At 62.0% G+C, this 22,518-nt stretch carries 28 protein-coding genes, 2 tRNA genes and 1 pseudogene; 22 read left to right on the top strand and 9 right to left on the bottom strand.

Translation table 11 applies throughout. The annotated features are described in order from the left end of the window. Positions 1-79 precede the first annotated feature (79 nt). The 6 genes from HSRCO_RS09610 to HSRCO_RS09635 all read left to right on the top strand — a co-directional run bounded on the left by HSRCO_RS09610 (position 80) and on the right by HSRCO_RS09635 (position 5,506). Complete coding sequence (locus tag HSRCO_RS09610; protein WP_259517433.1) at positions 80-1,768, top strand: type II/IV secretion system ATPase subunit; 1,689 nt, start codon at positions 80-82, stop codon at positions 1,766-1,768. Continuing rightward, the gene (locus HSRCO_RS09615) at positions 1,768-3,855 is read left to right on the top strand and encodes a type II secretion system F family protein (protein ID WP_259517434.1); all 2,088 of its coding nucleotides are present in this window, start codon (positions 1,768-1,770) and stop codon (positions 3,853-3,855) included. The genes HSRCO_RS09610 and HSRCO_RS09615 overlap by 1 nt, the downstream gene beginning before the upstream one ends. After that, complete coding sequence (locus HSRCO_RS09620) at positions 3,852-4,511, top strand: class I SAM-dependent methyltransferase (protein WP_259517435.1); 660 nt, start codon at positions 3,852-3,854, stop codon at positions 4,509-4,511. The genes HSRCO_RS09615 and HSRCO_RS09620 overlap by 4 nt, the downstream gene beginning before the upstream one ends. A 68-nt stretch (positions 4,512-4,579) precedes the next feature. Continuing rightward, positions 4,580-4,651 (top strand) — tRNA-Gly (locus HSRCO_RS09625). After that, positions 4,622-5,014, top strand: a complete 393-nt coding sequence (locus tag HSRCO_RS09630; RefSeq protein ID WP_259517436.1) for a hypothetical protein — start codon at positions 4,622-4,624, stop codon at positions 5,012-5,014. The genes HSRCO_RS09625 and HSRCO_RS09630 overlap by 30 nt, the downstream gene beginning before the upstream one ends. A gap of 33 nt (positions 5,015-5,047) precedes the next feature. Next, entirely contained in the window at positions 5,048-5,506 is a 459-nt protein-coding gene (locus tag HSRCO_RS09635; RefSeq protein WP_259517437.1) for a hypothetical protein, read from the top strand. Positions 5,507-5,539: 33 nt separating this feature from the next. On the opposite strand, the gene HSRCO_RS09640 is transcribed toward HSRCO_RS09635, so the two are convergent. After that, positions 5,540-5,710 (bottom strand): DUF1059 domain-containing protein, encoded by a 171-nt coding sequence (locus HSRCO_RS09640; protein WP_259517438.1) that lies wholly within the window; start codon positions 5,708-5,710, stop codon positions 5,540-5,542. A gap of 321 nt (positions 5,711-6,031) precedes the next feature. Between HSRCO_RS09640 and HSRCO_RS09645 the strand changes: the two genes are divergently transcribed. From HSRCO_RS09645 to HSRCO_RS09655, 3 genes are all read left to right on the top strand, one after another. Continuing rightward, a complete protein-coding gene (locus HSRCO_RS09645; RefSeq protein ID WP_259517439.1) occupies positions 6,032-6,547 on the top strand; it encodes a hypothetical protein in 516 nt (171 codons plus the stop codon). Positions 6,548-6,708: 161 nt separating this feature from the next. Continuing rightward, entirely contained in the window at positions 6,709-7,275 is a 567-nt protein-coding gene (locus HSRCO_RS09650; protein WP_259517440.1) for a DJ-1/PfpI family protein, read from the top strand. A gap of 74 nt (positions 7,276-7,349) precedes the next feature. Beyond that, on the top strand, positions 7,350-8,096 hold the full coding sequence (locus HSRCO_RS09655) for a hypothetical protein (RefSeq protein ID WP_259517441.1): 747 nt from the start codon (positions 7,350-7,352) through the stop codon (positions 8,094-8,096). Between the two features lie 10 nt (positions 8,097-8,106). Here HSRCO_RS09655 and HSRCO_RS09660 read toward each other — a convergent pair whose 3' ends face one another. Both HSRCO_RS09660 and HSRCO_RS09665 read right to left on the bottom strand, forming a co-directional pair. Further along, positions 8,107-8,934 (bottom strand): HD domain-containing protein, encoded by an 828-nt coding sequence (locus HSRCO_RS09660; RefSeq protein ID WP_259517442.1) that lies wholly within the window; start codon positions 8,932-8,934, stop codon positions 8,107-8,109. 53 nt (positions 8,935-8,987) lie between these two features. Beyond that, positions 8,988-9,464 carry a redoxin domain-containing protein gene (locus tag HSRCO_RS09665; RefSeq protein ID WP_259517443.1) on the bottom strand — a complete coding sequence of 159 codons (477 nt, stop codon included), beginning with the start codon at positions 9,462-9,464 and terminating at the stop codon, positions 8,988-8,990. A 117-nt stretch (positions 9,465-9,581) separates the two neighbouring features. Between HSRCO_RS09665 and HSRCO_RS09670 the strand changes: the two genes are divergently transcribed. Both HSRCO_RS09670 and HSRCO_RS09675 read left to right on the top strand, forming a co-directional pair. Continuing rightward, positions 9,582-9,851: a twin-arginine translocase TatA/TatE family subunit gene (locus tag HSRCO_RS09670; protein ID WP_259517444.1), complete on the top strand. Its 270-nt coding sequence runs from the start codon at positions 9,582-9,584 to the stop codon at positions 9,849-9,851. A gap of 33 nt (positions 9,852-9,884) precedes the next feature. Continuing rightward, positions 9,885-9,957, top strand: a tRNA-Arg gene (locus tag HSRCO_RS09675). A 277-nt stretch (positions 9,958-10,234) separates the two neighbouring features. Here the strand turns inward: HSRCO_RS09675 and HSRCO_RS09680 are convergent. Next, the gene (locus HSRCO_RS09680) at positions 10,235-10,381 is read right to left on the bottom strand and encodes a hypothetical protein (RefSeq protein WP_259517445.1); all 147 of its coding nucleotides are present in this window, start codon (positions 10,379-10,381) and stop codon (positions 10,235-10,237) included. Between the two features lie 181 nt (positions 10,382-10,562). Between HSRCO_RS09680 and HSRCO_RS09685 the strand changes: the two are divergent. From HSRCO_RS09685 to HSRCO_RS09695, 3 genes and pseudogenes are all read left to right on the top strand, one after another. Next, positions 10,563-12,845 (top strand): annotated as a pseudogene (locus HSRCO_RS09685) (bacterio-opsin activator domain-containing protein); the annotation flags it as partial. A gap of 21 nt (positions 12,846-12,866) precedes the next feature. Beyond that, positions 12,867-13,064, top strand: coding sequence for a helix-turn-helix domain-containing protein (locus HSRCO_RS09690; protein ID WP_259519790.1), 198 nt, complete (start codon positions 12,867-12,869; stop codon positions 13,062-13,064). A 532-nt stretch (positions 13,065-13,596) separates the two neighbouring features. Then, a complete protein-coding gene (locus tag HSRCO_RS09695; RefSeq protein WP_259517446.1) occupies positions 13,597-13,959 on the top strand; it encodes a helix-turn-helix domain-containing protein in 363 nt (120 codons plus the stop codon). Between the two features lie 66 nt (positions 13,960-14,025). Here the strand turns inward: HSRCO_RS09695 and HSRCO_RS09700 are convergent, their stop codons facing one another. Genes HSRCO_RS09700 through HSRCO_RS09710 form a run of 3 tightly spaced genes read right to left on the bottom strand, consistent with a single transcriptional unit; the run spans position 14,026 to position 16,050 of the window. Further along, positions 14,026-14,283, bottom strand: coding sequence for a C2H2-type zinc finger protein (locus HSRCO_RS09700; RefSeq protein ID WP_259517447.1), 258 nt, complete (start codon positions 14,281-14,283; stop codon positions 14,026-14,028). Next, positions 14,280-15,695 carry a hypothetical protein gene (locus HSRCO_RS09705; RefSeq protein ID WP_259517448.1) on the bottom strand — a complete coding sequence of 472 codons (1,416 nt, stop codon included), beginning with the start codon at positions 15,693-15,695 and terminating at the stop codon, positions 14,280-14,282. The genes HSRCO_RS09700 and HSRCO_RS09705 overlap by 4 nt, the downstream gene beginning before the upstream one ends. A gap of 7 nt (positions 15,696-15,702) precedes the next feature. Beyond that, positions 15,703-16,050: a hypothetical protein gene (locus tag HSRCO_RS09710; RefSeq protein WP_259517449.1), complete on the bottom strand. Its 348-nt coding sequence runs from the start codon at positions 16,048-16,050 to the stop codon at positions 15,703-15,705. A gap of 301 nt (positions 16,051-16,351) precedes the next feature. Here HSRCO_RS09710 and HSRCO_RS09715 point away from each other — a divergent pair, with 301 nt between their 5' ends. From HSRCO_RS09715 to HSRCO_RS09735, 5 genes are all read left to right on the top strand, one after another. After that, positions 16,352-18,103 carry a cbb3-type cytochrome c oxidase subunit I gene (locus HSRCO_RS09715; protein WP_259517450.1) on the top strand — a complete coding sequence of 584 codons (1,752 nt, stop codon included), beginning with the start codon at positions 16,352-16,354 and terminating at the stop codon, positions 18,101-18,103. Continuing rightward, complete coding sequence (gene coxB, locus HSRCO_RS09720) at positions 18,100-18,828, top strand: cytochrome c oxidase subunit II (protein WP_259517451.1); 729 nt, start codon at positions 18,100-18,102, stop codon at positions 18,826-18,828. The genes HSRCO_RS09715 and coxB overlap by 4 nt, the downstream gene beginning before the upstream one ends. Position 18,829: 1 nt before the next feature. Then, positions 18,830-19,681, top strand: coding sequence for a heme-copper oxidase subunit III (locus HSRCO_RS09725; protein WP_259517452.1), 852 nt, complete (start codon positions 18,830-18,832; stop codon positions 19,679-19,681). Between the two features lie 68 nt (positions 19,682-19,749). Next, positions 19,750-20,118: a cox cluster protein gene (locus HSRCO_RS09730; RefSeq protein ID WP_259517453.1), complete on the top strand. Its 369-nt coding sequence runs from the start codon at positions 19,750-19,752 to the stop codon at positions 20,116-20,118. A 6-nt stretch (positions 20,119-20,124) separates the two neighbouring features. After that, positions 20,125-20,343 carry a DUF6684 family protein gene (locus HSRCO_RS09735; RefSeq protein ID WP_259517454.1) on the top strand — a complete coding sequence of 73 codons (219 nt, stop codon included), beginning with the start codon at positions 20,125-20,127 and terminating at the stop codon, positions 20,341-20,343. Positions 20,344-20,488: 145 nt separating this feature from the next. Here HSRCO_RS09735 and HSRCO_RS09740 read toward each other — a convergent pair whose 3' ends face one another. Together HSRCO_RS09740 and HSRCO_RS09745 are read right to left on the bottom strand one after the other, a co-directional pair. Further along, on the bottom strand, positions 20,489-20,698 hold the full coding sequence (locus tag HSRCO_RS09740) for a hypothetical protein (RefSeq protein WP_259517455.1): 210 nt from the start codon (positions 20,696-20,698) through the stop codon (positions 20,489-20,491). Next, on the bottom strand, positions 20,695-21,219 hold the full coding sequence (locus tag HSRCO_RS09745; RefSeq protein WP_259517456.1) for a helix-turn-helix domain-containing protein: 525 nt from the start codon (positions 21,217-21,219) through the stop codon (positions 20,695-20,697). The genes HSRCO_RS09740 and HSRCO_RS09745 overlap by 4 nt, the downstream gene beginning before the upstream one ends. A 246-nt stretch (positions 21,220-21,465) precedes the next feature. Between HSRCO_RS09745 and HSRCO_RS09750 the strand changes: the two genes are divergently transcribed. Genes HSRCO_RS09750 through HSRCO_RS09760 form a run of 3 tightly spaced genes read left to right on the top strand, consistent with a single transcriptional unit; the run spans position 21,466 to position 22,517 of the window. After that, positions 21,466-21,627 (top strand): hypothetical protein, encoded by a 162-nt coding sequence (locus tag HSRCO_RS09750; RefSeq protein ID WP_259517457.1) that lies wholly within the window; start codon positions 21,466-21,468, stop codon positions 21,625-21,627. Then, a complete protein-coding gene (locus HSRCO_RS09755) occupies positions 21,620-21,871 on the top strand; it encodes a hypothetical protein (protein ID WP_259517458.1) in 252 nt (83 codons plus the stop codon). The genes HSRCO_RS09750 and HSRCO_RS09755 overlap by 8 nt, the downstream gene beginning before the upstream one ends. Positions 21,872-21,875: 4 nt before the next feature. Further along, a complete protein-coding gene (locus tag HSRCO_RS09760) occupies positions 21,876-22,517 on the top strand; it encodes a ubiquinol-cytochrome c reductase iron-sulfur subunit (protein WP_259517459.1) in 642 nt (213 codons plus the stop codon). Position 22,518 lies beyond the last annotated feature (1 nt).

The following is a 22,518-nucleotide window of genomic DNA, read 5'->3' on the forward strand; positions in this document are numbered from 1 at the left end:
GATTTGAACGTAACGGCGGCGACGGGCCGCCCGGCAGGTTTTATGCCCACCCTCTGCTTCATTGTAGACGAACGCCCCAATGCCGCGCAACTCACGCGAAGAACCATCGGACCTCGGCGGGTCCGGAAACCACTGGCTAGACGACGTCAGGTGGCGGTTGGCTCGGGTCGTCGAGGTACTTCGGGGCACGTCGATATCGGCCGACGAGTACGACCCGAACCAACACGGCCCGCTCATCTCGTTCGACGGGGTCGACGGCTACGAAGAAGTCGACCGATACTGGGTGAACGCGCCGTTCTCGTTCATCTCGGTGAACCACGACGACGAGAAGAACGAGTATCTGTATCACGTGGTCGAACCGGAACTCACCGAGTTCGAACGAGGGTTACTCGAGGACCTCTTTGGCGACATCCGAGACACGCTGATCTATCGGGCCGCCTACGACCCCGACGACAGTCAGGCAATCCTCAGAGAACACCTGGAGACGTTGCTCGAACAGTACGGGGTCGACGTCGACACGAACACGTTCTATCGACTGTATTATTACCTCCACCGGTCCTTCGAGGGGTTCGAACAACTCGACCCGTTGATGGCCGACACCCACATCGAGGACATCTCCTGTGACGGCTACGATATCCCGGTGTTCGTCTACCACGACGAGTACACCGACATCAAGACGAACCGCGAGTTCGGCCGGGAAGAACTCGATAGCTTCGTCATCAGACTGGCCCAGCAGTCGGGCCGACACATCAGTATCGGTGACCCAGTCACGGAGACAACACTCTCCGACGGAAGTCGTGCCGAACTCGCCCTCGGGACGGAGGTGACCCCACGAGGCTCGGCGTTCACCATCCGGAAGTACGCGGACGAACCGTTCACGCCGGCCACCCTCGTCGACTTCGACACCTTCGACCTGAACCAGATGGCCTACCTCTGGTTGGCCATCGAGAACAACAAATCACTCATCTTCGCCGGCGGGACCGCCTCTGGAAAGACCACGTCGATGAACGCAGTGTCGATGTTCGTCCCACCGCGCTCGAAAGTGCTCACGATAGAGGACACCAGGGAACTAACCCTCCACCACGAGAACTGGCTCTCCTCCATCACCCGCGAGAGTCTGGGCGAAGGCGACGATATCACGATGTACGACCTCCTCCGGTCCGCGCTCCGTCACCGACCGGAGTACATCGTGGTCGGCGAGGTCCGGGGGGTGGAGGCGATGACGCTGTTCCAGGCGATGAACACCGGCCACACCACCTTCTCGACGATGCACGCCGACAGCGTCCAGACGACCATCAACCGTCTCGAGAACGAACCCATCGGCGTCCCGCGCGCGATGATCCAGTCCCTGGATATCCTCTCCGTCCAGACGCTCACCTACGTCGGCGACGAACGTGTTCGACGCAACCAGGTCATCGCGGAGATAGAGGGGATCGACCAGCGGACCGGCGACCTCGATTACTCGACTGCCTTCGAGTGGAACCCGGAAAGCGACACGTTCTCACAGTTCGACAGCATCGTCCTGGAGGAGATCCGGGACGAACGCGGCTGGTCACGTGCGGAGTTGCTCCGCGAGTTTCGGAATCGAAAGCGGGTGCTCCAGTACCTCGTCGAGCGAGAGGTGACGGATTTCCGGCGGTTCACCGCACTGGTAAACGAGTACTACGCAGACAAAGAGCGCGTCGTCGACCGGATCGACGGGCGACTCGAGACCGACGTCGATGCGTCGATGCCAGGAAGTGACAGCGAGGACATCACGAGTAACTGATGGTCCTCGAATTCGTCCCTCTCGCTGTCGTTCTCCTCGTCGGTGGCGCCATAATGCTCTCGCCGTACGTCGAGTGGGCCGAGACGCTCATCACACGATTGTCCCTCGTCGTCTTCGGCGATTTCGTTCGGCGCCGCACGCCGAGCAATCATCAGCAACGCCAGTGGCTCGAATCGGCCCACGTGGGGACGACGTACCGAGTGTACGCCGCCAAGACGTACACCTTCGTGATCGTGGCAGCGGTCGTCGGAACGGTCCTGGGTGTGTATGCCTTTCGGGGAGCAGCAATCGTGCTTCGGACGACCGAGGGCGGGGGACGATTCGTCGAATCGATCGAAGCGACAATGCCAGGGGCCGGGGAGTGGGGACTGGTCACCCTCGCCCTGACCGTGCTGGTCAGCAGCGCAACCGTCGGCCTGCTCTCCGCCTTCGGGACCTACCAGCTACGATGGGCGATTCCACGCTTCACCAGTGGCGAACGGGGGCGGCGGATCGACAATTCGCTCAAGCGGAACGTCGCGTTCATGTTCGCCCTGTCACGCTCGGGGATGCCGTTCCCCGACATCCTCCGCGTGTTGGCCGACAACCGGGCCGTCTACGGGGAGACCGCCGACGAGGTCGCCGTGGCGGTCCGGGACATCGACCTGTTTGGAACGGACGTGCTCACGACCATCCGACGGCTCCGTGACCGCACACCGAGTCGGAATCTCGAGGACCTGGCTGAGAACCTCGCCAGCGTCCTCCAGAGCGGCCAGTCGCTCTCTGCGTTCCTCCGGGACCAGTACGAACATTACAAGGACGAGGAGGAAGCCCAGCAACAGGCCTTCCTGGAACTGCTCGGCACGCTCGCCGAGGCGTACGTCACGGTGTTCGTCGCTGGGCCGCTGTTCCTCATCACCATCCTCGTGGTCATCGGGTTGATGCTCGGGGGGACCCTCGAGTTCCTTCGGGTGCTCGTCTACGCGGTGATACCGCTGGCGACGCTCGGCTTCATCGTCTACCTGGATTCGATCACCGAGGACGTCAAGAATGTCACTCCCGATGATGACCACGATACGAACCTGGTCAGATTTTCGGACATCCGGGTCGTCTCAGAGGGAGACGCCGTCCCGATGACCGACGGCGGGAGGACCGCTACCAAGGCAAATCGCTACCGATTGGAAATCTACCAGCGTCTCAGGCCGGTCCTGGAGAGCCTGAGGGACCCGTCGCGAATGCTGACCGAACGACCGTTGGTGCTCCTCTGGGCGACCATCCCCCTCGGCCTCCTCTGGACGTTCTTACAGTGGTTACCCCACCTCCAGGGCGGAGACCTGACCATCGCCTTGTACGACGATCCACTCGTCCAGGCGACGCTCTTCGTCGTCGGGACGTTTGCCATCACTTACGAGGTGGCAAACCGTCGAGTGAAGGCTATCGAAGCGGCGATCCCCGACTTCCTCGACAGACTCGCGAGCACGAACGAGGCGGGGATGTCCATCGTCGAGAGTTTCGGCCGGGTCGTCTCTTCGGACCTCGGGTCGCTCTCCACCGAACTCGAACGGACCTGGGCCGACATCACGTGGGGAGCCAGAGTCGAAGACGCCCTCCAACGCCTCCAACACCGCGTCGCAACGCCGGCGATAACGCGGGTCGTCACCCTCACGACGAACGCGATGGAGGCCACGAACGACATCGGACAGGTGCTTCGCATCGCGGCCGACGAGGCCCAGGCGACCCGACGACTCGAGCGCGAACGTCGCAACGAGATGCTGACGTACACCGTCGTCGTCTACATCTCCTTTTTCGTGTTCCTGGTCATCGTCGTGGCCCTGGACACCATCTTCGTTCCGGCCATCCCGACCGGCGGGTTGGGCGGCGGTGGGACCGGCGGCGTACCGGGGGCCGGACTCCCCGGAGGCATCCAGCAACTCACCGAGGCCCAGAAGGACGCCTACAGCCTCGTGTTCTTCCACGGTGCGCTCATTCAGTCGGTCGCCTCCGGGTTCGTCGCCGGCCAGATGGGTTCGGGAAGCCTCAAGTCCGGCGCGAAACACGCAACCTTCCTGCTCGCCATCGCCTATGCTCTCTTCCTGGTGATCGGATGAGCGAGGAGAGCGCGGGTAGCGATACGACGGCCAGCGACGTGGTCGCTACGTACGACGAGATCGCCGCCCACTTCGCCACCAAGCGAAAGAACCCCTGGCCTGAAGTCACCTCGTTCCTCGACGGAGTCGAGAGTACCACGGCCCTCGACGTCGGGTGTGCGAACGGACGCCACACCGAGTTGCTCGCCGCCGTCGCCGACCGAGCGATCGGCCTGGACGCCAGCCGGGCATTACTGTCCGAAGCCGAATCTCGAAGGGACGACCACAATTTCGACGCCATTCTCCTCCAGGGTGACGCCAGTCGACTCCCCCTCCGCGAGGACAGCGTCGACCTCGCGACCTACGTTGCGACGATGCACCACCTGCCGACGAGGGAGGCGCGAGTCGAAAGCCTCGACGAACTCGCACGCGTCCTGACGCCGGCCGGTCGTGCCCTGGTGAGCGTCTGGAGCACCGAACACGACCGGTTCGACGAGACCCAGGGGTTCGATACGACCGTGACGTTCACGATGCCGGACGGACGAGCGGTGCCCAGATACTACCACATCTACGACCCGTCGGAGTTCGGTACCGACCTCGAGGCGAGTGCGGTAGGAGTCGAGCGAGAGTGGGTCTCGAATGGCAATTGCTATGCGGTGGTCACGGGGTCGGAGTGATGATCGGTCCGGTTCGCCGAGTCGTGAATGGAAACGTCCTTATTTGGGCAACCGGTAGACGAAAATGCGCGCCGATGGTCTAGCGGCTAGGACCTGAGCCTTCCAAGCTCATGGCCCGGGTTCAAATCCCGGTCGGCGCAGTTTTCCGAGCAGCCTGCGAGGAAAACGAGCACAGGGATTTGAATGACGGCAGGCGCAGCGCGAACGAAGTGAGCGACCGCCTGCAGGTGGTTCAAATCCCGGTCGGCGCAGTTTTCCGAGCAGCCTGCGAGGAAAACGAGCACAGGGATTTGAATGACGGCAGGCGCAGCGCGAACGAAGTGAGCGACCGCCTGCAGGTGGTTCAAATCCCGGTCGGCGCAGTTTTCCGAGCAGCCTGCGAGGAAAACGAGCACAGGGATTTGAATGACGGCAGGCGCAGCGCGAACGAAGTGAGCGACCGCCTGCAGGTGGTTCAAATCCCGGTCGGCGCAGTTCCAGGCAGCCGCAGGAAAACAGCCTGAAATTTGAATGACGGCAGGCGCAGCGCGAACGAAGTGAGCGACCGCCTGCAGGTGGTTCAAATCCCGGTCGGCGCAGTTTTCCGAGCAGCCTGCGAGGAAAACGAGCACAGGGATTTGAATGACGGCAGGCGCAGCGCGAACGAAGTGAGCGACCGCCTGCAGGTGGTTCAAATCGGTCATCGCTTTGGATTTTCGAGCGGCCGCAAGGGAAAGCAGCACAGGGATTTGAATGACGGCAGGCGCAGCGCGAACGAAGTGAGCGACCGCCTGCAGGTGGTTCAAATCCCGGTCGGCGCAGTTTTCCGAGCAGCCTGCGAGGAAAACGAGCACAGGGATTTGAATGACGGCAGGCGCAGCGCGAACGAAGTGAGCGACCGCCTGCAGGTGGTTCAAATCCCGTTGGGCTTCGCCCAACGACGTCCCCCTCACTTACTTCGCTCCCTCGCGGGACTCCCGGTCGGCGCAGTTCTCCGAACCCAAATTACAGACTAGCCGGTCTGCCGCGTATTACCTGGGGAACGATGCCTACACGTCCTGTATTCCCGACCTGATGCCGGCGACGGTCTCCTCGTCCAGTTCCAGATCGGGGTGAGTACTCTCTGCGTGTTCCGCTGCCTCGCTCATGATTTCGTCTTCGGTCGCTGCCTCGAACGTCCGGTGACACCCATCGATCGGGCACTCGAGTCGTTTTGCCATGTGTCAACACACCATACTATGTTGCCGCGGAAAACGGTATCGAGGGCTGGAACGTACCTGGGACGTGTGAGCTACACATCCGGATACCGAACGAGTTCGGGGCCTCACGGATTCGCCATCGCGGGCCGCTCTACCGTCGACCCAATGGACAATTAGCACTGAGCCGACGGACCGCGACGTCGAGGATGTCGAATTCGCCTGGGAGGAACGTTCTCGTCACTAAAAGACGTTTAGATCCGTCTATGAACCGTCTCGGACGTTCTCCTCGCCCGATTTTCACCCATCCAGAGTAGTACAAACCGGGTCCTCTGTCCATATGTAATGCGACGAACCATCACTATCCTGCTCGTTGGAGCACTGGTCGCGGCTCTCGCCATCGGCGTGGTCGCCCCGGCCGTGAGTGCCCACGGCAGTACAGTCACACAACCGACGACGCCATATGACGACGGAGAGAACGCGACTGAAACGCAAGCGCAGTACATGACCGAGTGGATGGAGACCAGGATGGGGCCGGACGGTGTGGAATCCTTCGAGCAGCAGACCGGGACCACCGTCGAGGAGGTCGCTGCTGCGATGGCAGAACACATGGGTCCCACGGACGGTACCTGGAACGCACCGGGGGATAGCCAGCAGTACGGTCCTAACGCTGGGCCTGGGTATCAGGCGCCCGGTTGGTGCCACGGTCCGATGATGCCCGGTGGGAACGGATACGGTCCCGGTCCGTGGAGTGGCAATGGCCCCGGTGCTGGCTACGGTAACGGTGGCGCCTACGGCCCCGGTGGCCACGGTCCCGGCATGGGTGGACACATGGGTGGCGGGATGTTTGGCGGCTGGTAAGGTCCCCCCAGGTACACCAAACCCTCACCCAGTCAAGTACCCCTGAATCAGCTACATGCGGCGACTGCCTGAGTGACGGGTTTCTGGATTCTCGAACGCCATCGATCCCTCCGCCGTGTGGTAGCATAACAACAATGGGTACGAGCCCCCGATAGTAGCGCATGAACGTCGCGTTCTGTGCCTACGACGGAATGACTGCCCTGGACTTCGTGGGCGGCTACGATCCCATCACTCGACTGCATCGGATGGATTTCCTCCCGCTCGAATGGGACGTCTGCGCCAGAACGGAGACCGTAACGACAGATGGGCTGACCCTCGATGTGGACCAGGTGAAGCCGGATCTGGGTTCCTACGACCTCGTCTTCGTCCCCGGCGGGATGGCGACGCGAGCCCTTCGTCACGACGAATCATTCGTCGAGTGGATCGGTACTGCGTCGGAGAGTGAGTACGTCACTTCCGTCTGTACGAGGTCGATACTCCTGGGTGCTGCTGGTCTCCTCGAGGGCAGGAGCGCGACGACACATCCGTCTGCGTTCGGCCTCCTCGAGAAGTACGCCGAGGTCGTCGATGACAGAGTCGTCCACGACGGACCGGTCATCACTGGCCGGGGCGTGTCCTCATCACTGGATCTCGGGTTGTACATCGTCGAGGAACTATCCGATAGAGACACCAGACGGGCCATCGCCGAGCAGATGGACTATCCGTACGACCCGCCATTCCAGGCGTAGACTGTCCGCTGGGCAGTGATTGAGCGGACGAAGAGCCACAGTCTTTTATACCGACCGTGCGACCGTTTCAACGAATGCGGACGTACCGATTCGTACGATTCCTGGGTGACCGCGTCGAGGCGGCGAGCCAGGAAGTCGCGCGGAACACGTCGGATTCGCGAGAGCCGGTCGAACGAATCACGAGCGGTGACGGCGACCCCCACGAGACGGTCCGCCGGGCCGTTCCGCGAACCATCGCGAACCACGTGGACGGTACCTCGAAGTCGGCAGCCCGGTTTCAGGCCATCTCGGTCACGTCCGATGCAGACACCGAGACAGCGTCCCAAACGGATCCCGACCTCGGGGTCGTGTTCCACGCGTCCGTCCCCGATTTCGAGCAGGTCACCGGGCTGGTCGCGAAGACAGTCGATGCGCGGGCACTCGCCGACCCCGAGTACAGCCTCGCAGAGATGAACGAAAGCGAGGCGCTGGACCGACTGCTCGCCATCACCGCGGATGCGTTCGTCCTCGTAGTTGGAGAGCGACGGGTCCACGTCGTCCCGGCACAATCGGTTGCCGCGTTGACCGACCCGCAGCGACGACAGTCACCGCATCGCGAACTCTACTCGAGACAGCTCGGTCGGACGTTCGAGGAATTCACGGAGGGATTCATCGGTGACGTGACGATCGCACCCGACCTCTCGGCCGCCGATAGCCGCGCCGAGACGGAGCGGAAACTCCGTTCCTGGGCCGAGGAGACCGACCTCAAACAGGCGCTCGCGATCCGCGTGACAGCGACGACGGGGGAGACCGAGGCCACGCTGCAGGACTTCGTCGAGTGAGGAGGGGCCATCAGAGTTCGATGCGTTCGACGAGCTGGTCGTCTTTCGCGCCGATGTTGACCGCGACGATGCGGATGTCGTCCTCGAGCCCGGATTTTTCCAATTTCTCCTTGAGGAGTCCGTCCACCTGGTAGACGCCGGCGGCGTTCCGCATCCTGATCTCGACGAGGACGGGTTTTCCGTCGCCCTCGACGAGCGAGACGCTCTCGATAGCCTGACTGGAGATGGTGTTGATACCTCTGCCACCCCGCTCGTACGGTATCCTGGAACGCCCCCGTTCCATGTCGAGGCCATCCGCGATCCGAATGACGCCCGCCTCCGTCGTCAGGGGGTCTTCCGGCGTGTGATGACAGAGGATGGCGTGAAGCACCTCCGACTTCACGCGAACGGCTGCCTCCACGTCGTAGAACTCGGGGAGGATTCTATCGAGGATGTCCGAAGCGAGGGGGATCGAATAGTAGGTGTGATCGTCTCGATGGACGACGTGACCGATATCGTGGAGGGTGGCCGCGAGCGCGATGATGACCGACTCGTCGGCTTCCTCCAGGCCCTGGTCGGCAGCGCCATTGAACTCGACATCACCCTGTTTCAGCAGTTCGTACAGGCGAAGCGCCCGGTTGCGGACGATCTGGATGTGTTTGGACCCGTGGTCGTTGAAACCCTTCCGAGCGACGGGGTTGACGTTCTGTGCGGACAGATAAGCCGTCACCTCGGGGTCCGAGAGAATGGTCTCGAGGACGGCGTTGAGGCGTTCGTCCGGAAACGCATGTTCCGCGTCCGGATCGTACTCCCGGCCATCACTGGGTGGATCGTCGGTTGGCGGGCTGTCGTTGCGCATGTCGTACACGAAGGACGTGCCCGATGAAAAGTAGTGGTATCTGCTGTACTCGCTTACGCGGCCTCTTCAGCGGCCGTTTCGACGGCGTCGTAGTCTGGCTCGACGCCCGGATCGTCGCTGACCCACCGATAAGTTACTTCACCGGTCTCGTCGACGACGAACACCGCTCGTTTGGCCACGCCGTAGTAGCCCAGGTCGGCGAAGTCCATTGCCACGTCGTAGGCCTCGATGGCCGATTTCTCGTGGTCGCTGATCAGACCGAACTGCAGGTCGTGCGCGTCGCGGAATTCGTTCAGCGAGAAGGGCGTGTCCACGCTGATGCCGAAGACCGTCGCGCCGACCTCGTTGAACTGCGCCATCTCGTCCCGAAAGGTACACATCTCGTCGGTGCAGACGCTCGTGAACGCCCCCGGGAAAAAGGCGAGGACCACAGGCCCATCGTCGAGTTCGTCGGAAAGGGAGAATGCTTCGATGTCTCCGTTCGCGAGCGGCGCACTGATTTCTGGTGCTTCGTCACCGATTTCGACCATATATATTGGAGGGAGGAGAGCCCAATGACGGTTGTGCAAGGGGCGAGACGCTCTTCGATTCGGCAATATCACCGAGCAAAAAGCCTATAATCAGCAATAGGCTACGAACGAATAGAGATGATCGACGCACTACCACTGTTCGTGGGCGGGATGCCAGGCGGGATGGAGCTGGCCGTCATCCTGCTGATCGCCGTCTTGCTGTTCGGCGCGAACAAGATTCCGAAGCTCGCCCGCTCTACGGGGCAGGCGATGGGAGAGTTCCAGAAAGGCCGCGAAGAAGTCGAACAGGAGTTAGAGGAGATCCGCGAAGGTCCTGGCGAGGCGACCTCGGAGGCCCTGGGCGAGGAGTCGTCCGAAGCCGAAAGCGAATCGTCAACCGAAGCGTAATCGTTTTTCGCGGTAGCGTCCGATTACCTGGTAGGGCGCGTGGCCTAGCGGATAGGGCGAGAGGTTCCTAACCTCTCGATCGCGGGTTCAAATCCCGCCGCGCCCGTTTTGCTGCGAACAAACCGTGAGCAGCAAACGGCGGGGGATTTGAGCCCTGAAAGACGAACGAAGTGAGTCTTTCTCTGGTTCAAATCCCGCCGCGCCCGTGCAGCGACCGGAGGGAGCGAACCGGCACGCGGGATTTGAATCAGAGAGTGAAAGAAGCGGAGTGACTGGAACGACCGTGGTTCAAATCCCGCCGCGCCCGTGCAGGGAGGAGCGTAGCGCCGACCGAACCGGCGCATGGGATTTGAATCAGGGAGGAGCTTTGCTCCGACCGTGGTTCAAATCCCATCGAGTCCGTTCACGATTTCGTCGAAATCGCTCACTTCCCCGACGTAGTCCCACTCGCTTGCGTTCGCGGGACTCCCGCCGCGTTCGTTCACGTATCCAATCGCCACCAGCGAGTGATCCGAATGGTTCGGACCCACACAATATCGCCCCTCGCCTTATACCACCGGACCTACTGTCTCGAATTATGTGACGCGTGGCAAGTGGATCGGGATCCACGACCGCGCGGACGAATGCCGTCAGACAGATATGAAACGACTCATCTCCCGTCCGAACACCCGGTTCAAGATCTCCGAGAAGGTGACGGTCCTCCTGCTCGTGATGGTCCTCGTCGCGCTCGTCAATATCACGGTGATCTACTCGTACCACCAGCAGGTCGAAGACGACGGCAACTCCGTGAACATCGCGGGACAGCAACGGATGTTGTCCCAGCGGATGCTATGGTTCGCCAGCGATATCGCCCACGGCGAGAATCCCGACCAGGCGCGCGACCGACTCCGTGTGAGTATCGACCGATACGACCGAAATCTCAACGCGCTGCTGTACGGCGGGCGGGTGACTGATACGCAATTGAATCCAGAGAGCGAGACGGACGATACCATGCCATCGGTAGTTCTCCGAGGTGAATCGTTACAGGAACCACCGGCGGCTGCAAAGGACGAACTCGCCACCCAGGCCGAGGTCTGGGAGGAGTACAAACCACACATCGTCACCGTCCTGAACGCCGACCCCGAGTCCGAAGCCTTCCAGGAATCGCTGGCGTACGTCCGCGCGGAGAACGATCGGTTGCTCGCGACGAGCGACGCGGCCACTGCCGAGTTGACCGAGGTCATACGGGTCGAGCGCCAGGCCCTCCAGCGGATGCTCGTGGTGTTGCTGGGCGTCGACGTCCTCGTGGCGTTGCTCGGGAGCATGTTCGCCAGACAGTACCTCGGAAAGCCCATGGCTGCCATCGCGACGAAGGGTCTTCGGCTGGCAGAGGGTGAACTGGACGACGACGCGGCGCCGGATCCACCGGTCGACCATTCGATGCCGCTCGCGGACCAACGCTCGGAACTCGCCAGGTTGAGTCGTTCGTGTGCCGAGGTCCAGGAGTATCTGCAGACGGTCTCCGGCCAATCGCGAGCGCTCGCAGCCCGGGATTTCGACGCGGACGTATTCGAAGCCGAGGTGCCGGGCGAGCTCGGGGTCGCCCTCGAGACGATGCACGACGACATCCAGGAGTACATCCACGACCTCCAGACGACGACGGAGAAACTGGATGCGATCATCGAGGCCTCACCCGCTGCGATCTACATCACGGACACCCGCGGAAACGTACAGCGATGGAATCCGGCAGCAAGCCGGATGTTCGGCTGGTAGGAGTCCACTGTACTTGGCCAGCACGATCCCACGATCCCCGACGACGGTCGAGACGACTATCGGACCCTCCGTTCGCGGGTGCTGGCGGGCGAATCGCTCACGGGCGTGGAGCGTCGCCGGATCACGAAATCGGGCGAGAGAATCGACGTGAGCATCTCGACGGCGACGGTCGCGGACCCGGACGGGGACATCGAGGGAGTCATGACCGTCGTCGAGGACATCAGCGAGCGCAAGGAGCGCGAGCGAATGTTACGCCGGCAACGCGACGATCTGGAACTCATGGATCGAGTGACCGACATCGTCCTCGATATCACGCGCGAACTCGTCGACTCCTCGGACCAGGACCGGATCGAGGAACTCGTGTGTACGCAACTCGCCGATGCGGAGCGGTACGCCACCACCTGGATTGCCGAATCGGTGGGCAGCCCTGACGAACTCGCCTTGCGCATCGGTGCGACCGAGTCGGGCGCGGTCATCGAAGACGATGAAGAGCGTATCGAGATGAATATCGGCCACCGAGTCGGCATCCAGGCGATGGAGTCAGGCGAGGTCCAGGTTCGGGAGGTTCCCGACGAGGCGACAGGCGAAAACGAGGAACCGGATACCGCGGCAGCCGAAGAGGTCGCCGCATTCCCGCTCTCCCACCGTGGCTCGGTCTACGGCGTACTCGTGGTCCAGACACTGGGCGGCTTCTCGTTCAGAGAGCAGGAACTCGCCGGGTTGGCCACCCTCGGCAAGACCATCGGATTCGCCAGGAACGCCATCACGAACAAGAAGTTGCTGTTCGCGGACAGCGTCGTTGACCTCAGGTTCACGGTGGACGAGACGGCAGTCCCGTTCGTCGAGACGACCGCCAATCTCGACTGTCGAGCATGGCTCGACGGGCTCGTCGTCTCGACGACCGACGACTCGGTCACGGTCTATCTCGGCATCGATGAGACCACACCGGCCAAATTCGTGGAGACCGTAGTCGATGAGCGAGACGTCAGCGAGGCCTGGGTTATCGCCGACGAATCCAATCACAAACGGGTCGGCGTCACGCTGGACGACGATGCTTCGATGGGTCGACTCTCCCACCAGGAGGTGACCCTCCACCATATCGATATCGAGGCGGGATCCGGAGATTACGGCTTCGAAGCGCCGTTGTCAGTGGATGTCTCGGCACTCGTCGAAGATCTACAGGAGTGGTATCCGGGTATTCAGTTGCAGGCGAAACGGGAGAAGGACAAACCGGTCACCACGGCGGCGGACGTAGCCACGACGATGGAGTCCACGCTCACCGATCGACAGTACGAGATATTCGAGACGGCCTACTACGGTGGCTACTTCGAGTGGCCGCGGGACAGCACCATCGAGGAGCTCGCGGACAGTCTCGACATCGCTGGATCGACGTTCCACCATCACCTGCGTCATGCGCAGCGAAAACTCGCGACCGCGCTCGTTCGCCGGGAAGAGGACTGACAGAGAATGCCCGACTGCGTCGGGTCGTACCCCTCCAGTCTAGAGATATAGATGCCAAGCGTTGGGCCGATGGTAGACATATAGATTGCATCTACTCCCCGGTGGAGGTCTCGTGGTAGAGTATGTGCCAAGGATATGTTCGACCCCGCCGAACTCCCGCGGCGCGGAGCGGTTCCATTCCACCAATGGGGTGGCGGCCAGGGCTCCTAGATGGTGGTGAGTGGCCATGAGTCGGAGCGAACCTACACCCACACAGTCGCCGGGAGAATCGCTCCAATCGGCTTCTGAACGAGATTCGGGACACGAGCTATGGGTCGAACTCGGAATCGATGTCGGATGCTCTCAGGGCTGCCCCCTCGGGGGACGAAGGGGGTCTATCGAACGAGCAACGGTACAACTCCTCGGGACAACCTGTCACATCGCCGTCGAGGAGTCCGAGACGAGTGCCGACGCGATGAAAACTGTCTCGACAGGCATCGACAATGGGTGTCTTTGTCCGTCACTGTGCGAGGCGGGCCTCACACCAGTAGAGATGGCCGTCGAGGGCGGGGCACTGATCGTCAGCGGCTACAGTTCGGATCGCGAGGGTCTCGGCGAGGTCATCTCGGAGTTAGAGGGGAAGGCCGACCGGTGGCGTCTCCGCCGCCTCGCTGCGGCGAACGGGGAACGACACCACTCGGACCGGGGGAGCGCCGGCCATCCCGAAGAGCTGAACCTCACCGAGAAACAACGAGAGGCCATCCAGTTGGCCGTGGAAGAAGGATACTACGACCGCCCTCGCGACGTCTCGCTCGGCGACCTCGCAGACCGCCTCGACATCACCCGGTCGGCGCTGTCACAGCGCCTCAACGCGGTCGAATCGAAACTCGTCACGGATCTCACGCGCCATCTGTAATCAGTTCGGGGCTCGGAGTGTCGGAGGTGGTGGTCGATGTGCCGTTTGGGCTGAATCGAGTGCCGTTCAGCCGACGATGGAGTACGTGAAGAGGAAGCCGAAGTAGATCACCACCAGTACGCCCACGGCGATCAACCGGAACCGCCACAGAGCGTCGGATTCCGCCTCGTACTCGGTTCGGTACCGGTCTCGTTCCCGTTCGGTCGCCTGCTCCCAGTGTTCTTCCCCGATGTGGAGTGCGAGCAACTGCGTGGTCTGTTCCGGTCGGCCACAGTAGGGACAGCGATGGACGGTCGCGGTGTCGTCGGGTTGCTGGTCCGTCATAGATAGGGGAGGGGTATCGACGGTTGGAAGACGATTCCGATGCTCGCCATCGTGTAGAGAACCATGGCGGCGGTGTAGGTGTACTGACTGCGCAGTGGCTGGAGCCGTCCCGTGAAGCTATCGAAGGCGATGCCGTGGGCGACCCAGATGGCCACCACGTGTCCGACGAGGACGAAGACGAGTTGGACGGTTCCGAACCAGTCGGGAACCACGAGAATCGGCAGTTGCGCCGGGGGCGACAGTGGATTCGCCGAGAGCACGGCGACCGATGGGACGAACTGGAGGAAGTAAGCCAGGTAATGCGCGAGGTGATAGCCGGCCGCGATGGGAAGCAGCGCCTGGGCAAACCGAATACCCACGGTAGTCTCGTCGAGGCCCGTGATGGCGAGCCGTTTCGCGTATCGAGAGGCGAGGAAGTACGCGCTTGCGAAGACCACGAATCCCGCGATGAGTAATCCGACGTACCCGAACAGGGGCGGGACACCGACGTCGACGAGGGGCGTGATGATCGCCTTCCAGGCCGGCGTTGCCACGAAGCCGTCGAACGTCGTCAACCAGAGCAACCCGATGACGAAGGCCACGTCGTCGATCCCGGTCACGAGACCGTCGTCGACGAGGTGCCACCCGGGCAGACCAGCCCGAAGTCCCTGGTCGGTCCGCTGGACCGGTGCGATCCACCCGAAGAAGTGGAATACCCTGGAGATCGGGTCGACGTTCTCGAACCACACCCCGGTCCCGAAGACGACCGCGCCCGCCACGGTGACGAGGGAGTAGCCGGCGACGACTGCTGCGAGCAACGCGGGTCGTTCGGCGATCGGATTCGTCACTTCGACCCACACCAGGACGAAGAGACCGGCGAGACTCGGCCACGATCCGAGGCGGGACGGATACCGAACGTCGAAGGAGACGGGTATGATATCGGCGAGGAATCGCCACGGATTGAGGGTTGGCCAGGTGTTCCCCAGCAGATAGACCGACATGGCATAGCCTGCCCACCAGAGCGACCAGACGAAGAGGACGAGGAGGTTCGCCGACCCGGTTTGCGGCCCGACGAACCCGATGTAGAGAAGAGTTACCAGGACGCTCACGCCGACTGCACCGCCAACCTTCGGCAGCCAATCCCGGCGATTGATATCGAACGAGAGGCCCGACTCGTTGATCGAGTCGATAAACTGCCGGTCGGTGACCATGCTCACCAGCAGGAAGGAGGCACCGATTACAGCGCCACCCGTGAGCAAGACGAGCCACGTCGGAATGGCCACCGACTCACGGGAACCATCGAGTCCGCTCGCGTGCGCGAGGACTGGTCGGCTGACCACGATCAGAATCAGGAGTGTCGTCGTGGTCAGCAATGCCCCACGTCGTCCACGACGAGCGGTCGTCTGTCGGTCGGGTCGAGAAATCCAGGTCATCGCTGCTCTAGAACCGCTCCGTGACCGGTGTGTTCACCAGACAGCGGTGCTGGCTTCGCGCGGCGTAGATGGCCCCGATCAACAGCACAGCCATCAACAGATCCAGGCCGTGTTCGATGACGTGGTGGATCCCGAGGTCGAGAAGTCCGACCACCGTCAGCCCCCCGATGAACGCCTTCAACGCGAGGACCACGAGGGCGGCGGCGACGAGGAAGTACGAGAGCGACGGACGTCGTCTGAACGCCTGTATGCCGATGATCGCGAGTGCTAGCGACACGATCCCGGAGAGTATCACGAGGGTCGCCACCACGAGTGGATCCCCGAACGACGGCACCTCGAGAGCGAACACGGCCATCGGAGTCGGTCGAACCGATGGAAGATATCCTAAAGATGGTTGTGGCCCAAACCTCGAATCCACTCGTGCGACGAGTATCGATCGATTGGCTCGGCTGTGTCCGCCACCACGGACAGCGTTGACTGCGTATCACGCGAATCGGCAGAGGGAGCTAGGTTACCACAATATAGTGGTTATGCCTGGATCGAAAGGGCCGACACAGTGACCCACCAAGGAGGCCAATTAGTAGTCGACATCGCGAAGACTTTCGACACGCATACCAGAACCATCTTTTTGTGGTGCCCGCAAGTAGCACCATAATATGGTGGGCGCTACGCAGGCCACACTCTCGATCGCGACCGGCGTGCTCCTCCTGGGGGCCACCGCCTGGCTCGCTCGGGTCGAGAACTGGACTGCTTCACCGGCCGGAGGCGGAGCAGAAGGGACAGTTGGAGAGAGATCACAGACGGGGTACGGGCATGGCCACGAGAAGCCAACTGGTGTTCTCCGGTGGCTCACGACCGTCGACCACAAGGACATCGGAATCATGTACGGCATCTACGCGATCATCGCCTTCGCGTGGGCCGGATTCTCGGTCCTCCTGATGCGGACCGAACTGCTGACGCCGGACGCGACGATCATCGAGATCGGCACCTACAACGCGCTCATGACGTCCCATGGGACGACGATGCTCATCGTCTTCGGGACGCCAGTCATGGCCGCGTTCGCGAATTACTTCCTGCCCTTGCTCATCGGCGCCGACGACATGGCCTTCCCCCGGGTGAATGCCATTGCGTTCTGGTTACTCCCGCCCGGAGCACTGCTCATCTGGGCCGGCTTTTTCCTCCCGGAGATGCAGGGCTCACAGACGGCCTGGACGATGTACACGCCACTGGCCACGCAATCGAGCAATCCCGGCGTGGACCTCTTCTTGCTCGGACAGCACATCATCGGGGTGAGTGGCCTGCTGAGCGCCATCAACTTCATCACGACGACCTTCACCGAGCGCGACGTCTCCTGGAAGGAACTGGACATCTTCTCCTGGACGGTACTCGCCCAGGCCGGCCAGATCCTCTTCGCGTTCCCACTCCTCGGTGCGGCGTTGATCATGCTCATCATGGATCGCAACTTCGGCACCACGTTCTTCGCGGTCGAGGGCGGGAGTCCGATCCTCTGGCAACACCTCTTCTGGTTCTTCGGTCACCCGGAGGTGTACATCCTCATCCTGCCGCCGATGGGGCTCATCAGTCTCATCATCCCACGCTTCTCCGGCCGGAAGCTGTTCGGGTTCAAGTTCGTCGTCTACTCGACGCTCGCGATCGGGGTCCTCTCGTTCGGCGTCTGGGCCCACCACATGTTCACGACCGGGATGGACCCGCGGCTCCGCGCCAGTTTCATGGCGGTCACGCTGGCTATCGCCGTCCCGAGTGCGGTGAAGACGTTCAACTGGATCACGACGATGTGGGACGGGAAACTGGTCCTGAAAACGCCCATGCTGTTCGCTGTCGGCTTCCTCTCTAATTTCATCATCGGCGGCATCACCGGCGTGTTCCTCGGGTCGATTCCCATCGACATGTACGTCCACGATACCTACTACATCATCGGCCACTTCCATTACATGTTGATGGGCGGGACCGTGTTCGCCCTCTTCGCGGGCTTCTACTACTGGTTCCCGATGTTGACCGGTCGGATGTACCACGAGACGTCCGGGAAGATCCATTTCTGGCTCTCGCTGATCGGGACGAACGTCACGTTCTTCGCGATGCTCGTGCTGGGATGGGGCGGCATGCCTCGCCGGTATGCGACGTACCTTCCGCAGTTCGCCGACTTGCACGTCCTGGCGACCGTCGGAGCGTTCATCATCGGCATCGGACAGGTCGTCGTCCTCATCAACCTGCTCGTCTCGTACCGGTATGGTGAGCGGGTGACGACTGGCGACCCGTGGGATCTGGAGTCGGACGGCCTGCTGACACCCGACTGGGAGTGGTTCGAGAGAGAGCGCGTTCGCCCGATGGCGGACGGCGGAACGCCCGAGACCGATGACGGGGTCACGGAGACGGAGGAAGCACAATGACACGAAAGCACGTGCGTCGTGGTGTGACGGTGGGCCTCGCCGGCCTCATCGCCACGGTCGTATTCACCACGCCAGTCGTCGCACAGTCGACGACCAGAGACCTCATCATGGGGTTGAACAGGGACCTCCTGTTGCTCGCAGTGCCCATCGCCATCTTCATGGAGGGACTGTTGCTCTACACGGTCCTCAAATTCCGGAACAACGACGAGGCCAAACCCACGCCCGAGAACAAGGGTCTCGAGATTTCCTGGACGGTGGCGACGGCCCTCATCCTCGTGTTCGTCGGGTTCGCCTCCTACCAGGTGCTCGCCCATCCCGACGTGACGCCGTCGCCGGAAGCCGAGGCGCAACTCCCCGACGACGCCGTGGTGGTCGACGTGACTGCACGACAGTTCCTCTGGGAGTTCGACTACCAGGACGAGAACGTCTCGACGCTCAACGAGATGGTGGTCCCGACGGACCGGCCGATTTACTTACGGGTGCACTCGGCGGACGTGATACACGCCGTCCACGTGCCGGAACTCGCGTTGAAGGTCGACGCCATCCCGGGACAGACCAACAGGTTACAGACGACGATAACCGAGGAAGGCACCTATCAGCTATACTGCGCGGAGTACTGCGGTCAGGGGCACTCCAAGATGCTCGCGACCGTCGAAGTCGTGAGTAGCGCCGAGTACGAGGAGTGGCTCGACGAACAACAGAGCGACGACGAGGAGGACGACTGAGATGAGCGTCGGAGACTCCGAGACGGTCGACGGATCGAGTAGCGAGCCACACCTCCCTGCACCGGACGACTGGCCTCGAGCCTTCGGAGAGGCGTCCTGGTGGCCGTTCGTCGCGGCACTCGGTGCGGCCGCGATCTACACCGGATTCGGCCTCTGGCTCGTCTTCCTCCAGGGTTGGGCTGCCCTCCCCGAGATGGCCGGTGCGGCCGTCATCGTTCTGGGAGTCGTCGTCTTCATCGCCGGTCTCTACGGGTGGCTCTACCAGGCGTTCATCGCCCATTTCTGGAATCGCCCCGGGGACGCGGCCAAATTCCGGTGGGGGATGATCCTGTTCCTCGCCACCGAGGTGGCCACGTTCGGAACGGGGTTCGTGTACTACTTCTTCATCCGCGTCGGGCCGTGGCCACCGGGTGAACTCCCACACCTCCTCACCTCCCTGGTCGCCGCCAACACGGCGATACTGATCACCAGCAGTTTCACGCTCCACTTCGCGCACACGGCGCTCCGCGACGGTAACAGACAGCGCTTTCGCACCCTGCTCGGCACCACCGTCGTCCTCGGCGTGGTCTTCCTCGCCGGACAGGCCTACGAGTACTTCCAGTTCGTCGTCACCGAAGGGTTCGGACTGGCCAGTGGCCCGTTCTACAGTGCCTTCTTCGGGTTAACCGGTCTCCACGGACTCCACGTTTTGCTCGGCGTGGTTCTCCTCCTGATCCTCTTCGTCAGAGGGATAGCCGGGCAGTTTTCGGCCGATCGACACACGTCCGTGGCCACGGTGACGATGTACTGGCACTTCGTCGACGCGGTGTGGATCTTCCTGGTCACGACGCTCTACGTGGGGGCGGTCGTCTGATGGTCGCAAACGACGACGGGGCTTCGAACCACGATGGCCCAACTGGTATCCCCGGAAGTCGGGAGCTGATGAGCGCGTGGCCACCCTTCGTCGCCCTCGGACTGGTGGTCGCCGAGATTGGAATCGTCATGAACCTGGTCCCGCTGTCGATCGGTGGTATCCTGCTGTTCGGCGGGAGTGTCGCCGGCATCCTGCAGGATGCAGCGATGATAGAGCGGCCCTGGTACGCCCTGGCCGTGGTCGGCGTGCTCTTCGCCCTTTTCGGCGGCGGGCTGTGGTGGACACAGCTCGAATCGCTCGCTCTCGCCCACGTCCTGAGCGTGGGGGCCGCGAACCCGATCGCCATCCGCGGTGAGGCCATCCTCCTCGCGGGTGTGCTACTCGTCGTGGGCGCCGTCGCAGGTACAGTCTACGAACCACTCCGCAACTCCCCCTAACTACCCATGGCATCCCAACCCTGGACGACAGAAACGCTACTGGACATCTCGGTAAACGTCGTACCCCTGGTGGTCCTCGCCGCCTTCCTGGTACTCATCATGGGGGTGGCGTACTGGGGGATGAATCTGACCATAGTGCCGATCCTGGCGATCGGACTCATCGTCGTCCCGGCGATCATCCTCGCGTACGTCACGTACGTCGCAGCTATCAAAATCGAGTCGTAAGACGGACTGGATCGCTAACCGATTAGTCGAGAGAGTCCCCGCCGACCCGTTACCCGAGGACGAGGATGAAGCCGGTCGCGAACATCAGGAATGCGAGTCCACCGAGTATCAAACCGAGGATCGTTTTCTCTTTCATTGTCGTCGATTAGCGGTCGTCGAAGTCGTTCGTGAAGGCGATCCAGCCGAGCAACGTCATGAACAGGATGGGTGGCAGGATGACGAATCCCCAGAGCGGATCGATCCCCCACACCAACAATAGGACGACGTCAGCCAGCCCGAGTAGGAGGAACGGGCTGACGAGCAGGGCGGCCTGCTTCCGATTCCGGGACGCCGAACCGACGTTCGGTGTGCTCATGACTGATTCTCCTCCGCGAGCATACGGTCGACCAGCCGGGTGAACCGGGAGACCATCATCCCGAGCAATGTCGGATCTGCGTTCCGGACGAGTTCGATGGTGTCGGCTGGCCGAGCGAGCTCGACGGTCACCTGGTTTCGCGCTGAGTGTCGCTTGTTGACGACCGCCTGTTCGACGAGGTGGTCGAGATGCCACTCGAGCGTGCTCCGGGCGAGATCGAGTTCCTCGGCCAGCGCGTTCGGGCGGACCGGTCCGGACTCGAGCAACGCGGCGACGACGTCACGCGTCGTCTCCCGACGCAACAGCGCCAGCGTCCGGCGTTCCCAGTCGTCGTACGTATCGGGGAAGTAGTGAGTCCGGCCGTAGAGTTCCGTCTTGACGACCTCGTCGGTCGAGTCCAGTTGTTTGAGGTGGTACTGGACCTGCCCGGTAGCGAGGTCGAGTGAACGAACGAGCCCGTTGAAGTGTATCCCCGGCTGGGTCCGGACCGCTTCCGCGATCCGCGCTCTGGTCTCTGCCATAGTTGTTTTCCCAAGTATGTTCGGTACTTTATCTCGTATTGGATCCTTCTGCCCTGTCAATGATAAACAATGGGGTAGCGGCGGTGTATACGTCGAGTGACCACGGGGTCATCACGGGCGTATCATCCCCAGTCTTGGTATGCCCTCCCAGACCTGTAAATGTAGGGCCTCGTGTAGTACAAACCTCACATTTCCCCCAACCGTTATTTACCCGAGACACCTCGTTATTGGAAAGGTGACCGTGGTATGCGACAACTGAGCCAGGCAACCGATTACCCCCTGATATTTGGGGATGTGCTCGCCGCACTGGAGGCCTACGAGATCGGCGCCATCGCCTTCGCGTTCGTCGGCGTCATCCTCGTTGTGAGTTACCTCCTGGAGAAGTGGGGGGTTGGCCTCCATGCGTGAGATCATCTCGAGGGTCCCCCCGTCGAACTCCACGATGCTCGAAGGCGCGTTCATCGCGGTCAGTCTGCTGTTGACCGCCGCCGCAATCGGGTTCGGCGCCGGCATCTTCCTGGACGTTTCGACTCCGGTCCTCGGGACACTCCTGGCCGTATCGTTCGCCTCGATAGCCGTTATGGCGGTCCTCTACCACCGACTGTTCCACGACCACCGCATCGTCATCGAATACGACGAAGACCTCTGGTGAACCCATGAGTAGCACAGATTCACCGACGACCGACGAGGAACTGTCCAGTAATAACACCCTGCGACGCCGCATCGTCCAGACGTTCGGCGGCATCGGCGTGGTGAGTTTCGCGGCCGCGATGCTCACCCCCCTCAAGACGCTGGGTATCAACGCCGAAGGTGGAGGAGGGACGGAACTGGCGGGGCAAACGCTGGTTCTCGCCGAACGGTACCAGCCACCCGACGGAGACACGACCTTCGAGGTCGGTGACCCGGTGACCGTGGAGATGATGGACATGCCGGATTCGATCCTTACCTTCCCGGAGGAGCTGGTCGATTCGAACAACGACATGATTCGACTCCACCGGCTTCCCGAGGACCAGATCACCGAGCCGACGAACCCCGACTGGACAGCCGAGGGGTACGTCGCCTATTCGGCCATCTGTACGCACCTCGGCTGTACCGTCGACTGGGACACCAGCGACGAGACCGCGACGGGCCGGCCAACCGACCACTGTTTCTGCCACGGGAGCCAGTTCGACCCCTACGAAGGAGCGAAGGTCGTCCACCCGCCCGCGGAACGGCCGCTGCCACAGATCGGGCTGGAGGTCGGCGAGGACGACGTCATCCAACTGACCTCGGACTTCGGTGATAAGGTGGGTCCGTGAG

This window comes from Halanaeroarchaeum sp. HSR-CO, assembly GCF_024972755.1.
GTDB lineage: Archaea > Halobacteriota > Halobacteria > Halobacteriales > Halobacteriaceae > Halanaeroarchaeum.

What these genes read in the sequence shown, in the direction of transcription:
- HSRCO_RS09690 (WP_259519790.1), top strand. Translation starts at nt 12,867, where the DNA reads ATGGAGTCCACGCTCACCGATCGACAGTACGAGATATTCGAGACGGCC.
- HSRCO_RS09630 (WP_259517436.1), top strand. Translation starts at nt 4,622, where the DNA reads ATGGCCCGGGTTCAAATCCCGGTCGGCGCAGTTTTCCGAGCAGCCTGC.
- HSRCO_RS09610 (WP_259517433.1), top strand. Translation starts at nt 80, where the DNA reads ATGCCGCGCAACTCACGCGAAGAACCATCGGACCTCGGCGGGTCCGGA.
- HSRCO_RS09665 (WP_259517443.1), bottom strand. Translation starts at nt 9,464, where the DNA reads ATGGTCGAAATCGGTGACGAAGCACCAGAAATCAGTGCGCCGCTCGCG.
- HSRCO_RS09735 (WP_259517454.1), top strand. Translation starts at nt 20,125, where the DNA reads ATGGCATCCCAACCCTGGACGACAGAAACGCTACTGGACATCTCGGTA.
- HSRCO_RS09615 (WP_259517434.1), top strand. Translation starts at nt 1,768, where the DNA reads ATGGTCCTCGAATTCGTCCCTCTCGCTGTCGTTCTCCTCGTCGGTGGC.
- HSRCO_RS09725 (WP_259517452.1), top strand. Translation starts at nt 18,830, where the DNA reads ATGAGCGTCGGAGACTCCGAGACGGTCGACGGATCGAGTAGCGAGCCA.
- HSRCO_RS09670 (WP_259517444.1), top strand. Translation starts at nt 9,582, where the DNA reads ATGATCGACGCACTACCACTGTTCGTGGGCGGGATGCCAGGCGGGATG.
- HSRCO_RS09700 (WP_259517447.1), bottom strand. Translation starts at nt 14,283, where the DNA reads ATGACGGACCAGCAACCCGACGACACCGCGACCGTCCATCGCTGTCCC.
- HSRCO_RS09655 (WP_259517441.1), top strand. Translation starts at nt 7,350, where the DNA reads ATGCGGACGTACCGATTCGTACGATTCCTGGGTGACCGCGTCGAGGCG.
- HSRCO_RS09650 (WP_259517440.1), top strand. Translation starts at nt 6,709, where the DNA reads ATGAACGTCGCGTTCTGTGCCTACGACGGAATGACTGCCCTGGACTTC.
- HSRCO_RS09745 (WP_259517456.1), bottom strand. Translation starts at nt 21,219, where the DNA reads ATGGCAGAGACCAGAGCGCGGATCGCGGAAGCGGTCCGGACCCAGCCG.
- HSRCO_RS09750 (WP_259517457.1), top strand. Translation starts at nt 21,466, where the DNA reads ATGCGACAACTGAGCCAGGCAACCGATTACCCCCTGATATTTGGGGAT.
- HSRCO_RS09715 (WP_259517450.1), top strand. Translation starts at nt 16,352, where the DNA reads ATGGTGGGCGCTACGCAGGCCACACTCTCGATCGCGACCGGCGTGCTC.
- HSRCO_RS09695 (WP_259517446.1), top strand. Translation starts at nt 13,597, where the DNA reads ATGGCCGTCGAGGGCGGGGCACTGATCGTCAGCGGCTACAGTTCGGAT.
- HSRCO_RS09645 (WP_259517439.1), top strand. Translation starts at nt 6,032, where the DNA reads ATGCGACGAACCATCACTATCCTGCTCGTTGGAGCACTGGTCGCGGCT.
- HSRCO_RS09705 (WP_259517448.1), bottom strand. Translation starts at nt 15,695, where the DNA reads ATGACCTGGATTTCTCGACCCGACCGACAGACGACCGCTCGTCGTGGA.
- HSRCO_RS09660 (WP_259517442.1), bottom strand. Translation starts at nt 8,934, where the DNA reads ATGCGCAACGACAGCCCGCCAACCGACGATCCACCCAGTGATGGCCGG.
- coxB (WP_259517451.1), top strand. Translation starts at nt 18,100, where the DNA reads ATGACACGAAAGCACGTGCGTCGTGGTGTGACGGTGGGCCTCGCCGGC.
- HSRCO_RS09740 (WP_259517455.1), bottom strand. Translation starts at nt 20,698, where the DNA reads ATGAGCACACCGAACGTCGGTTCGGCGTCCCGGAATCGGAAGCAGGCC.
- HSRCO_RS09640 (WP_259517438.1), bottom strand. Translation starts at nt 5,710, where the DNA reads ATGGCAAAACGACTCGAGTGCCCGATCGATGGGTGTCACCGGACGTTC.
- HSRCO_RS09710 (WP_259517449.1), bottom strand. Translation starts at nt 16,050, where the DNA reads ATGGCCGTGTTCGCTCTCGAGGTGCCGTCGTTCGGGGATCCACTCGTG.
- HSRCO_RS09755 (WP_259517458.1), top strand. Translation starts at nt 21,620, where the DNA reads ATGCGTGAGATCATCTCGAGGGTCCCCCCGTCGAACTCCACGATGCTC.
- HSRCO_RS09620 (WP_259517435.1), top strand. Translation starts at nt 3,852, where the DNA reads ATGAGCGAGGAGAGCGCGGGTAGCGATACGACGGCCAGCGACGTGGTC.
- HSRCO_RS09760 (WP_259517459.1), top strand. Translation starts at nt 21,876, where the DNA reads ATGAGTAGCACAGATTCACCGACGACCGACGAGGAACTGTCCAGTAAT.
- HSRCO_RS09730 (WP_259517453.1), top strand. Translation starts at nt 19,750, where the DNA reads ATGAGCGCGTGGCCACCCTTCGTCGCCCTCGGACTGGTGGTCGCCGAG.